Origin of the sequence: Rhizobacter sp. (genome assembly GCF_031412495.1) — a bacterium.
Taxonomy (GTDB): Bacteria; Pseudomonadota; Gammaproteobacteria; order Burkholderiales; family Burkholderiaceae_C; genus Schlegelella_A.
Map to the genome: position 1 here is coordinate 1 of NZ_JANODC010000022.1, position 11,822 is coordinate 11,822.

Consider the following 11,822-nt stretch of genomic DNA (forward strand, 5'->3'; position numbering starts at 1 on the left):
CGGTCTGGCTTGTCACGGCTTGCCAGGCGGCGTCGGTGATGGGCTTGCTGCCTTGTGCCGCGCTCGGCGAAAGCGTCGGCCACCGGCGAGTGTTCATGGGCGGCGTGGTGCTGTTCACGACGGCGTCCGCACTGTGCGTGCCACACACGGGCCAACTGGCCGAACGCCGTCGCGGCGCTCGCCTGTGCGTTTGACTACTGGGCATACGCGCGATGGCTGGACCATCGTCAAGTCAGTGAGCTGAGCGTTCGTGGGGCGCTTGGGGAAATCGGAGCGCGGCGTTGCCCTTGGCGGGATGTAGGCACTTCCGACGCTGGCGTCGCTCTGGGGTCTGGGCGTCTACAGCGTTGACGACTGGGACGACAGCACGCGGCTCGCCGCTCGAGTGCCAGAGATGCTGTTGGTCGCGGTGATGGAGGAGCTGCTGATCCGCGGCGTGATCTTCCGGATCACCCAGCAGGCGTGGAGCAGTCGGTGGGCGTTCCTGCTTTCGACCGTCCTCTTCGTTGCTGCGCATTTGCCGGGCCAGATCAGCTGGATCGGCGTCCTCGTCACCGCTGCGGCGTCGATCGCCTTCAGGGCCGCTTTCCAGCTCACCGGGCGCTTGTGGTTGCCCATCGGCATGCACTCTGCCTGGAACTACATGTTTTCCGCTGTGCTGTCGTTGCCGGTCGCAGGTCACGAGGCCAGCGGCTGGGTTCGCGGCGAGCTGAAGGGCCCCGAGTGGTTCACCGGAGGGGCCTGCGGCATCGAAGAGTCCGCCGTCGCGCTGCTAGTGTGGGCGGGCGCGGGCCTGCTCTTGCTGCGCTTGGCTCACTCTTCCGTGCTGGCGCACGCCTTTCGGACGCAGCCGCGCAGCCAGCGGTGAGCAGCATCGCCATCCAGACGCGGATGCCACAGCATCGACACCGTGAACTCGGGAAGCGTCAGCGGAAGGGTAAAGCTCTGCATGCCTGCGAACAGGACGCCCGTGTGCCGCTCGTGGACGCAGCAAACCAGATCCGTTTCTCGGGCGAGTGCAAGCGCGGCCGAGAACCCGCCGACGATCGTGGCGACTCGTCGTTTCAGGCCGAGAGCTGCGAGGGCGTCGTCGATGGGGCCTGTGTCGTTGTCCCGGCGTGAGACGTGGACATGGGTCGCAGCGGCGAACCGCTCGGCTGTCATCTTTCCTTTGCCCAGGGGGTGTCCTTTCCGCACGACTCCGACGTAGCGGTCCCGGAACAGCGCCTGCGCACGCACCTCCGGGCTGATCGCCTCGTCGACGACGCCGGTCTCGAGATCCACGGTTGCATCGCGCAGCGGCCCACTGTCCTTGTCCAGCTTGTGCAGGAAGTGCAGGCGGACCGCCGGCGCCTGTCGTTCGATACCGGCCAGGAGACGCGCGCAAAAGTTCTCAACAAAGCCTTCACTGGCTCGCACCGTGAAGGTTCGCTCGAGCTCGTCGAGACGAAGCTTGCCTGCGGGTCGCAGGACCGCCTCGGCGTCGTTCACCAGTCTGCTGATCGATTGGCGGAGCTCGAGCGCGCGCGGCGAAGGGACCAGGCCGCGACCCGCGCGCACCAGCAGCGGATCGCCGGTCGCCTCGCGCAGCCGTGCCAAGGCACGGCTCATGGCCGAGGGGCTCAGGTGCAGTCGTCGTGCAGCGCGAGCCACATTGCCTTCGGCAAGCAATACGTCGAACGTGTAGAGCAGATTGAGATCCGGTCTGGACAAGGCGTCGCTCCCAGCGGCGTGCCGAGCGTAGCGGGTTGGGGATCACGGCGATTTTGGGGAGTACCCGGGAAGGCTGCTACCTGCGACCGCCGTTAGTCGATTCGCACGCCGCAGCTGCCCTTCGTCGCAAGCCAGTTGTTCTCTCGCACCCGGCTCCGACAATGAAACGCCACGACGAAAGCGAAACCACATGACCCGCCTTCTTCGACGCGGCCTCGCCGCACCGGCCACTCTGCTCATCGCAGCTCATGCGCATGCCTACGCGGCTACCCCACGACGGCAGCGCCTCGAGCCCGCGCTATGGGACCGTTCGCGCTCGACGTCGCCATCGTCGAGCCCACGATGTCGACGAACAGGAAGAAGCGCCGCCCGTCGCCAAGGCGGCGGGTACGAAGGTCACCGACAGGGAGGTGAGCACGCTTCGCTTCGTCCGGCAGTCCCGTGACCTGCGCTTTCGATCGAGCAGATCTGCGAGCTGCACGGCTTGTGGCAGAACCGAAGGCGCCCGAGTCGCCAGGTGAATGCGCTCGCGCAGGCACACACGAACAAGACGACCTCGTCTGCTTCGTTCAAACTGCTTCTCGATCGCCGGTAGCTTCAGTGTCTTCCCGGCTTTAGCCGGACCCCTCGGATCGCGAGATCGTCCCGACCCGAACCCGTGCTCCGCTTCAGCGTCGCTTTCATCGTCTGAAGCTCCTGCAGCTTCGGGTCGAGTTCCTGCACCTCCAGCAATAGTCCGGCGCAACCTCGACATTCAGCACACCATCGGATTTCTTCACATCGGCTGATTCGCTGCGAAGCGGACGTCTTTGTCGAAGGTGGTTGTGCACGTTGATGTCAAGCGGCCCGTCGGCCCGGAACGACCATGCAACCTTGTTCCGTGTGCCAGCTTGCTGCACACCTCGACGAACCTGCCGGCTAGGACTGCCAGCTGCTTGATGAACCGGCCGTCCGCGTCCCATGCAACGTTGACGAGCTCGGCGCCTGCTGTCACCGTTGACGCGGTCCGTGAGTGGAGGGCTGACGTTGCGACGGTGATAATGTCTAAGCTGCCTAACGGCCTTGATCGATGCCCCGACGGAGTTGCCGAAACCTGCCCTGTGCTAATCTGAGCGTTGTGAAATCGTTTCGCTACTGGCTGCTAGTGTTCCTGGCGGTCCTGCTCCCGATCAAGGCCGCTATGGCTGCAGCAATGCTGTGCCCTCCGGCCGGCATTGGTATGCAAGGTCAGCTTCGGGTGACGCTTCATGACCGTACAGCGGAAGTTGGCGTCACCCATGAGCATCGTGCTCATGAGCACGGATCAGCAGCCTTCGGCGACGAGGTTCAGACTGCGCCGCACGACCAGTGCAACTTCTGCTCGGCTTTCTGCTCGGTCACTCCCTTGGTCAGCGGCTTGCCTTCGTTTCTTCCGCCGCCGGCTCATCCAGCTGCGCTGTTCCCTGACTTTTCTGCTCCCCCGCCAAGCTTCCTCTCGGACGGGCAGGAGCGCCCCCCACGAACCATCTGACCCGTTGAGGCCTCCGCAAGAGGTCTGATCGGCCTCGTGCGCAGCCGCACGAGCTCCAGCTGACGTTGTCGTCAGCGTTTCAGATGGTTCGAGACAATGAATAATCTGCTTTCGCGTGCGGCATTGGCCGCCGCGTTGTTCGCGTCGCCCCAGGGGTTGGTTCTGGCCCAGACCATGCCAACGCCGGCGGCCGCCCAACCCGCGCAAACACTGCCGCGTGCTGCCCAGCGATCCGACTCTGCAGCGTCCGGGAGTGCAGCAGTACCGGCTTCCAACGCGTCTGCAGGGCCTGGTTACCAGTCGGCCTTCGAAGGCTATCGACGTTTCATCGACGAGCCCGTGGCGGCGTGGAAAGCGGTTAACGACAACGTAGGACGTATCGGTGGCTGGCGGGTCTACGCCCGAGAGGCCGCGGGCTCGCAAGCGGGCAACGCGGTAACCGACGCACCGGCTGCGGCCCCGAGCTCGCCCGGCTTGCGCCCCACGCCACCAGGCTCTGCTTCAGCGCCCGCGCCTCGACAGGCACCGGCGCCCGCCGGTGCGGCGTCTTCCGTTCACAAGAACCACAACTGAGGACATACGCGATGACGTCACGCAATGTGCCGTGCCCACGCCTTGCGATCGCCGCTATCGGCGCTGCGCTCCTACTGGGGGGATGCGCGAGCACCGCGATCAACGACAACTTCACCGCCGCCCAAAGGCTCACGGACAGACGGCTCGGTTCCGAGCTCAAGTGGCTGACCACCGATGAGGCTCGGCGCGAAGCGCAGGACCGGGTGGACGCACTTCTCGGCCAACCGCTCAGCGCCGACGATGCGGTCCGGATCTCGCTCGCACACAGCCCAGCCCTCCAGGCGGCACTGTTCGAAAGCGCCGCGAACTCGGCGGCTGCGACGCAGTCGGCACGGCTCCCGAACCCCATCTTCACTTTCGAGCGCCTGGTGCGCCGAGAGGGAGGCAGCACCGATCTCGACATCGGGCGAATGCTCAGCGTTTCCGTCTTCGATCTGCTCTTGTTGCCAACACGATTGCGCTTGGCCGACTACAGACAGCAGCAGATCCAGCTGCGGCTTGCAGGCGATGTGGTGCAAGCGGCGACGGAGGCTCGGCAGGACTGGGTTCGCGCCGTCACTGCGCAGCAATCCCTGCAGTATGCAGCGCAAGTCAAGGCGAGCGCCGACGCGAGCGCCGAGCTCGCGCGCCGGATGCAGTCCGCGGGTAACTTCAGCAGGCTGCAGCGGGCTCGGGAGCAGTCCTTCGCCGCTGACGCGGTCACACGGCTTGCTCACGCGCGACAAGCACGGCAGAGCGCTCATGAAGCACTTGTTCGGTCGCTCGGCTTGAGCGAGGCGCAAGCGCGGCAGCTGAAGCTCCCCGATCGCTTGCCCGACTTACCGAAAGCGCCGAGAACGGAATCGGAGGTCGCGCAGCAAGCGATCGACCAGCGGGTCGATATCCGCCTGTCCCGCGCCAATCTGGAGTTCGCGGCGCGAGATTTGGGTCTGTCGCGCGTCACCGGCTTTCTGAATGGATTCCACCTGGGCGTTGTCCGCAACAGCGAGACGGGCAAGCCGCCCCAGAAGGGATACGAGTTGGAGATTCCTCTGCCAATCTTTGATTTTGGCGATGCCGTACGTGCCGGATCGCAGGCTACGTATATGGCGGCATTGAACCGGACGGCTCAGCTTGCCGTGGATGCGTCTTCGCAGGTCCGGGAGAACTACGGCTCTTACCGGACTGCTTACGACGTTGCCCGCCATTACCTGGAAGAGGTGGTTCCGCTCCGGCGGACGATCGCGGAAGAGAACCAGCTCCGATACAACGGGATGTTCATCGGAGTGTTCGAACTGCTGGCCGATGCGCGAGAGCAGATTCTCAGCGTCAATCAGGCCATTCAAGCTCAACGCGATTTTTGGTTGGCCGACGCGGCCCTGCAGAGCGCCTTGATCGGCAGACCCAGCACGGCGCTGTTGATGCAGGCAGAGCCGACAGCAAGCACCGGCGGCACCGCCGGTCACTGACCTTCCTGGAGTAGGACAAATGACGACGAATCGACGACGATTCCTGGCTGGGGCCGCCGCCACGGGTGCCGCGGTAGCCGCTTCTACGGTGAGCAAGGTGGCGATGGCCGCATTGCCCGAGCCCGTGCTGCAGACCACGCCGAACACGATGCCGCCGCTGGTGCCGAACACCGGCAGGCCTTACAACCCTGTCGTGACGCTCAACGGTTGGACCCTGCCGTGGCGTATGAACGCCGGTGTCAAGGAGTTCCACCTCGTTGCCGAACCGGTCGTGCGCGAGATGTCGCCCGGCTTCAAGGCGCACCTGTGGGGCTACAACGGCCAGTCGCCGGGGCCGACGATCGAGGTCGTCGAAGGCGACCGGGTGCGCATCTTCGTCACCAACAAGCTGCCCGAGCACACCTCGATCCACTGGCATGGCCAGCGCCTTCCGAACGGCATGGACGGCGTCACCGGGCTGACCCAGCCCGCCATCGGGCCCGGCAAGACTTTCGTCTACGAGTTCGTCGCGAGGCGTCCGGGCACTTTCATGTACCACCCGCACGCCGACGAGATGGTGCAGATGGCGATGGGGATGATGGGCTTCTGGATCACGCATCCGAAGACCAGGCATCCGCTGATCGACGAGGTCGACCGCGACTTCGTCTTCCTGCTCAATGCCTACGACGTCGAGCCCGGCGCCTACACGCCGAAGATCATGACGATGCTCGACTTCAACATCTGGTCGTGGAACAGCCGCGTCTTCCCGGGCATCGATTCGCTGAATGTGCGGCTGAACGACAAGGTGCGCATTCGCATCGGCAACCTGACGATGACGAACCATCCGATGCACCTGCATGGCCACGAATTCCTCGTCACCGGCACCGACGGCGGGCCGACGCCGAAGTCGACACGCAAGTACGAAGTGACCGCCGACGTGGCGGTGGGCCAGATGCGGCAGCTCGAGTTCCTCGCCGACGAGGAGGGCGACTGGGCCTTTCACTGCCACAAGAGCCATCACACGATGAACGCGATGGGCCACGACGTGCCGACGATGATCGGCGTCGACCACCGCCAGGTCGTGCGCGACATCACCAAACTGATCCCGGACTACATGGTGATGGGCGAGCGCGGCATGGCCGACATGGCCGAGATGGAGATGCCGCTGCCCGACAACACGGCACCGATGATGAGCGGCGCCGGGCCCTTCGGTTCGGTCGAGATGGGCGGAATGTTCAGCGTCGTCAAGGTGCGGCGCGACCAGCCCCACCGCGACTACAAGGACCCCGGTTGGTACAAGCATCCGGCCGGCTCGGTGGCCTTCGAGTGGACGGGCGCGCTTCCCGATCCGGCACGCTTCGCCACCGAAGGCGGTCAGTCGATGCCGACGCGCGGCAAACCTGCGCGCGAAATCGAAGTCCAGGTTCGTAAACCGGCCGGGCACTCCAAGCATTAACTGTTCAGCCAAACACATTCAGTCCACTCAAAGGAACCCCACCATGTTTCGAACGATCGCCAAAATCTTGCTCTCGGCCACCATCGCTGCATCCGGCTTTGCGGTCCAGGCGCACAGCAGCGACCCGCACGGAAAGAAGGCGGGCCCGGTCAAGAAGGAGCAGAAGGACTGGGGCATCGGAGGGGACGCCAAGGCCGCCAAGCGCACAGTCAATGTCGGCATGCTCGACACGATGCGCTTCACTCCTGATCGGCTCGAGGTACGCGAGGGCGAGACGGTCCGCTTTCGCGTCCGCAACAAAGGCAAGGTGATGCACGAGTTCGTCATCGGGACCAAGGCCGAGAACGACAAGCACGCCGCGCTGATGCTGAAGTTCCCGGAGATGGAGCACGACGAGCCTTACATGGCACATGTGGCCCCGGGCAAGACCGGGGAGATCGTCTGGACCTTCAACCGCCCGGGGGACTTCGACTTTGCCTGCCTCATCGCCGGCCATTACCAGGCGGGCATGGTCGGCAAGATCAAAGTCGTGGCCGCAGGAGCGGGCAAGTGACTGCGATACGAGGACTCTCGCGTCGGCAGGTCGTCGCGACTGTCAAGGTGAAGGTCAGCGACACCGGCAACAACGCGGTGCTCGCCCGTCTGGGCGTCGACAAAAAGCACGGCTCCTGCCACACGGCGCTTGTCGGCAGCTATGCGATCGAGGGCCACGTGCCCGCGCGCGAGATCAGGCGGCTGCTCGCCGAGAAGCCCGCAGCGGTGGGCCTCGCCGTCCCCGGCATGCCCGTTGGATCTCCCGGTATGGACGGCGCCGTCTACGGCAGCCGTAAGGACTCCTTCGACGTGCTTCTGCTCACGAAGGACGGCTCGACCAAGGTCTACCAGCATATGGCGTGACTAAGGTTCGGCCAAGCCATCGGTAAGGTGCACAAGCACTAAGCCGATGGCGATTAGCAACCTGAATGGAGTTTTCGATGAACAAGACCATTGTTTTCCTGCTCGGCACCGCGTCCCTGGCTAGTACCGCATGGGCATCAGGTGACCATGGATCCCACGCAAAGCCCGCCGCCCAAGCCGTCAAGGCAACTGAACCGGCCACTCAACCGGCGGCCACCCAACCGACGGCGTCGACTTCGGCCATGGCCGAGGGCGAGGTGCGCAAAGTCGACATGGACAACAAGAAGCTGACGCTAAAGCATGGCGAGATCAAGAACCTGGAGATGCCCGGCATGACGATGGTGTTCCAGGTCAAGGACCCGGCGATGCTGGACAAGGTCAAGATGGGCGACAAGGTGCGGTTCACCGCCGAAAAGGTCAACGGCGCTTTCACCGTCACGAACATCGAAGCCGCAAAGTAAACCTGCTTCGGCGCGCGGCTCTTTTCTGGCCGAGGCAGCCGGAAGTGAGCTGTAGAGCTGATTCATGCCGCATGAGTTGAAGGGGCTCGAGCGCATGCCGGCGGCCTGGCATGGCCAGCTACTGCTGCTGGCCCTTTTGAGTGCGCTCGTGATCGCCTTGTCTGTTTGGTATCTGAGTCGGCATCGGAAAGGACCCGCCAAGAAACCTCCGCCGGAGCAACCGAGGGCTCGCGGTCGCTCGCGCCGCAAAGGGGCATCGCGCTGAGAGCAACAACCCGACAGTCTCCGTGCCCACGGGTCTGCGCTGGGCTGCTCCCGCGCTTTGCGTTCCGCAGGTGGCTGGTAGCTGGGCTGCTATTCGGCAATGCTGTGCTGGTAAGCGGGTGTGCCAGCCTGCCAACGGGCACCGCCCGAAGCGAGTCGGCGGCGATACCTGCCTCGACCGGCACCGAACTGGGTCGAATTGCCAGCAGCTCTTCCCCGGACGCAGCGCTGAGCGGCTTTCGGCTGCTGCCTTCCGGCGCCTTCGCGCTCGATGCTCGGCTCGAGCTCGCACGACGCGCCGCGCGCTCACTCGACCTCCAATACTTCCTGATCAAGAGCGATGCGACGGGCCATAGCGTCCTGCGCGAGCTGCGCGACGCCGCCTTCCGTGGGGTCCGCGTGCGACTGTTGCTGGACGATCTGTACACCTTGGGTCAAGACGAATTGTTGCTCGGGCTTTCGGCGCATCCAAACGTCGAAGTGCGGCTGTTCAATCCGTTCGCTTCCCGCAAGGGCGGTCTGGTCCGGCGCTTTGCGGCCTCGTTGCCCGAGTTCGAACGCCTAAACCATCGGATGCACAACAAGTTGTTCATTGCCGATGGGGTGATGGCGATAGCCGGCGGCCGAAACATTGCCGATGAGTACTTCACGCGCCACCCACTGGCCAACTTCATCGACCTCGACGTTTTTACAACCGGAGCGATAGTCCCCGAGCTGGCGGCGATCTTCGACGGCTACTGGAACAGCCCTTCCGCTTTCCCGGTACACACGCTCGCGGATCGCAGTAAACCGGCTACTGATCTGCGGGCCTACTTCGACCAGGTGACCCGCGTGGCACACCCACCTGCTCTGCAAGACATGCCGGCAAGCGATGCCTTGGGCTACGGGCAGCTAGCTAGAGAGCTGGACCGCGGCAGGCTCGATCTGCTCTGGAGTCCTGCCGAGGCATTCGCGGATCCGCCGTACCCGGAGGCAGACGCGGGCGCTTCGGCGCCACCGGCTCGAGCGGGATCGCCGGCGCCGGCAAGTCGAGTCCGCCTCAACGTGCTCGAGCATATCCGCGATGCGCGTTCTGAGGTCGTGCTGGTGTCGCCCTATCTGATTCCCGGCCGCCGAGGAATGGATCTGATCCGCGCGGTCCGATCTCGGGACGTTGTGGTCAGCGTCCTGACGAACTCGCTCGCGTCGACCGACCAGCCACTCGCGCACATCGGCTACCGGCGCTATCGCCACGAACTGCTGACCCTTGGTGTCGAGCTGTTCGAGCTCAGTCCCATCAAAGCCGGGCGCGAGTCGCAACGCCTCTTGTTCGGCGCATCGGTCGGTGGCCTGCACACCAAGGCAGTTGTCTTCGACCGGGAGGAACTGTTCATCGGCTCGATGAACTTCGATCCCCGCTCGAACCACTACAACTCGGAGATGGGTCTGTTCATCCACAGCCCGGAGGTCGCCGGCGAAGCCTGGCGACTCGCTAACCTCGCCAAACTACAAGGCGCGCATCGATTGCGGCTGCTCCCTGGCGGCGGCATCGAATGGCTGACCCCCGCCGGCGCCGACGACGAAGTGCACACCAGTGAGCCTGAGGCGCCGTTCTGGCTACGTGTACTGCTCGAGCTACTGGCGCCATTTGCGCCGGAAGAACTACTTTGAAGCGTACCGCAGCCGATAGAGTCTGCGACTGCTTGCACCTCAAGCTCTTCTGCCGGAAAGCGGACGCGACTGCCCCCTGACAGGCAGCCAGCTCCGAAATAGACATGGATCGGCTGCTTCCTGCCGCGTTCAATCGCCGCCTCGCCGATCCCTTTGATTGGCGCCAGGCCCGAGCCGCCGGCGACGCATAGGATCGGCCCGGCATGCTGCTCGCGCAGGCAGGAAGAGCCGAACGGCCCTTCGACAATCACCGGATCACGGGGCTCAAACAGCACGTGGATGCGCTGGGTCGCCGCCCCATCCGGCAGGAGATCGTCCTCGCCGCCGACGAGGCGCGACTTGCAGGACCCGCACCGCCCGGAGCGGCAGCCATGCGGATAGGCGATGCCGTCGGCGCGTGCCGCTTCCAGTATGGTGACGCCCTCCGGCACCGCGAGGGTGCGTCCAGCCTGGCGTATGTAGACATGATTCGTCATGGTTCTGTCTCAGGCGGTATGGGACAGGCCGAGCGCCACAGTCAGGCCCGGCTTTTGCGACGGGAACGTGCCGTAGAAGACCTGATCACCCACCAAGCTGATCGGTGCGACACGCACGCCGGTGCGCGCCTTGGCTTCCGCCATGATCTTGGGGTTGGAGAGGTCGCGTTCTTCGAATGCGATCTCCTCTCTCTCCAGCCAAGCCTTCAACGCCCGGCAGTCAGGGCAAGCCGGTGTCGTGTAGATGAGGACGGGGGGATGAGATGCGCTGGCCATGACGGCCTCCTTAATACTTTGGTATCAACTAGGCCGGGCTCCGGCCCGAGATCAATGCTCGTTCACTAGGCGTGACTTGGGCGCTGCCGCCCAGTTTGCCGGCGTCTCAGTGCGGATTTCGACCGTCATCGGTGCCCGGAAGCGCCTGAGCCGGAGCGCGTTGCCGAGCACGAACACACTGGAGAGCGCCATCGCGGCCGCGGCGAAGATCGGCGAAAGCAAGGTGCCGCTCACCGGGTAGAGCGCGCCCGCCGCGACCGGGATCAGCACGGCGTTGTAGGCGAAGGCCCAGAACAGGTTCTGCTTGATGTTGCGGATCGTCGCCTTGCTGATCGCGATGGCATTCGGCACGCCACGCAGGTCGCCCGACATCAGCACCACGTCAGCCGCCTCGATCGCGACATCGGTTCCCGTGCCGATGGCGAGCCCAACGTCCGCTTCGGCGAGCGCCGGCGCGTCGTTGATGCCGTCGCCCACGAAGGCGACCCGCGCGCCATTGATCCGGAACTTCTTCAGCGCCGCGACCTTGCCGTCGGGCAAGACCTCGGCCGCGACTTCATCGATGCCGAGCTGCCTGGCGATCGCCGCGGCCGTAGCTGCGTTGTCGCCGGTGATCATCGCGACCTTGAGTCCGAGCGCGTGCAGCGCCTTGATCGCCGCGGGCGTCGTCTCCTTGATCGGATCGGCGACTGCGATCACCGCCGCCAAGCGGCCGTCGATCGCAGCGTAGAGCGGACTCTTGCCTTGCTCGCCGAGACGCTGGGCGGTCGGTAGGAAGCTCGCCACATCAAGACCGAGCTGCGTCATGAACCGGTCCGCGCCGACGGCGACGGTCCGACCGGCGACCTTGGCGGACACGCCGAAGCCCGGGGTTGCGTCGAAGCTTTCGATGGCTTCGAGCGTGATGTCCTGCTGCTTTGCGGCTGCGACGATCGCTTCGGCGATCGGATGCTCGGAACGGGTCTCGACCGCCGCCACGAGCGCCAGAACTTCGTTGTATTCGAAGCCCACGGCGGGAACGAGGTCGGTCAGCTCGGGGCGTCCTTTGGTCAGTGTGCCGGTCTTGTCGAGCGCGATGACGCTCACATCGCGCAGCGCCTGCAAGGCTTCGCCCTTGCG

9 protein-coding genes and 3 pseudogenes are annotated in these 11,822 nt (G+C 64.7%); 8 read left to right on the forward strand and 4 right to left on the reverse strand.

Annotated elements, in window-relative coordinates; translation table 11 throughout:
- Positions 1 to 194, forward strand: a pseudogene (locus AC30N0_RS00850) (hypothetical protein); the annotation flags it as partial.
- A gap of 200 nt (positions 195 to 394) precedes the next feature.
- Entirely contained in the window at positions 395 to 868 is a 474-nt protein-coding gene (locus tag AC30N0_RS00855; RefSeq protein ID WP_489516053.1) for a CPBP family intramembrane glutamic endopeptidase, read from the forward strand.
- Here the strand turns inward: AC30N0_RS00855 and AC30N0_RS00860 are convergent.
- Positions 814 to 1,713: a LysR family transcriptional regulator gene (locus AC30N0_RS00860; RefSeq protein ID WP_489516054.1), complete on the reverse strand. Its 900-nt coding sequence runs from the start codon at positions 1,711 to 1,713 to the stop codon at positions 814 to 816. The genes AC30N0_RS00855 and AC30N0_RS00860 overlap by 55 nt on opposite strands.
- A gap of 2,094 nt (positions 1,714 to 3,807) precedes the next feature.
- Between AC30N0_RS00860 and AC30N0_RS00865 the strand changes: the two genes are divergently transcribed.
- The 6 genes and pseudogenes from AC30N0_RS00865 (at position 3,808) to AC30N0_RS00890 (ending at position 9,951) form a co-directional block, all read left to right on the forward strand.
- A complete protein-coding gene (locus AC30N0_RS00865) occupies positions 3,808 to 5,244 on the forward strand; it encodes a TolC family protein (RefSeq protein ID WP_489516055.1) in 1,437 nt (478 codons plus the stop codon).
- 19 nt (positions 5,245 to 5,263) lie between these two features.
- Positions 5,264 to 6,679, forward strand: coding sequence for a multicopper oxidase family protein (locus tag AC30N0_RS00870; RefSeq protein WP_489516056.1), 1,416 nt, complete (start codon positions 5,264 to 5,266; stop codon positions 6,677 to 6,679).
- Positions 6,680 to 6,722: 43 nt separating this feature from the next.
- Complete coding sequence (locus tag AC30N0_RS00875; RefSeq protein WP_489516057.1) at positions 6,723 to 7,232, forward strand: cupredoxin domain-containing protein; 510 nt, start codon at positions 6,723 to 6,725, stop codon at positions 7,230 to 7,232.
- Between the two features lie 47 nt (positions 7,233 to 7,279).
- Positions 7,280 to 7,576 (forward strand): annotated as a pseudogene (locus AC30N0_RS00880) (DUF411 domain-containing protein); the annotation flags it as partial.
- A 77-nt stretch (positions 7,577 to 7,653) separates the two neighbouring features.
- Positions 7,654 to 8,037: a copper-binding protein gene (locus AC30N0_RS00885; RefSeq protein WP_489516058.1), complete on the forward strand. Its 384-nt coding sequence runs from the start codon at positions 7,654 to 7,656 to the stop codon at positions 8,035 to 8,037.
- Positions 8,038 to 8,406: 369 nt separating this feature from the next.
- The gene (locus tag AC30N0_RS00890) at positions 8,407 to 9,951 is read left to right on the forward strand and encodes a phospholipase D family protein (protein ID WP_489516059.1); all 1,545 of its coding nucleotides are present in this window, start codon (positions 8,407 to 8,409) and stop codon (positions 9,949 to 9,951) included.
- A 329-nt stretch (positions 9,952 to 10,280) separates the two neighbouring features.
- Here AC30N0_RS00890 and AC30N0_RS00895 read toward each other — a convergent pair.
- The 3 genes and pseudogenes from AC30N0_RS00895 to AC30N0_RS00905 form a co-directional block, all read right to left on the reverse strand.
- A pseudogene (locus AC30N0_RS00895) lies at positions 10,281 to 10,427 on the reverse strand (2Fe-2S iron-sulfur cluster-binding protein); the annotation flags it as partial.
- 9 nt (positions 10,428 to 10,436) lie between these two features.
- Positions 10,437 to 10,703, reverse strand: a complete 267-nt coding sequence (locus AC30N0_RS00900) for a glutaredoxin family protein (RefSeq protein WP_489516060.1) — start codon at positions 10,701 to 10,703, stop codon at positions 10,437 to 10,439.
- 51 nt (positions 10,704 to 10,754) lie between these two features.
- Positions 10,755 to 11,822 (reverse strand): heavy metal translocating P-type ATPase (locus AC30N0_RS00905; RefSeq protein WP_489516061.1); only part of this gene is annotated, 1,068 nt, incomplete at its 5' end.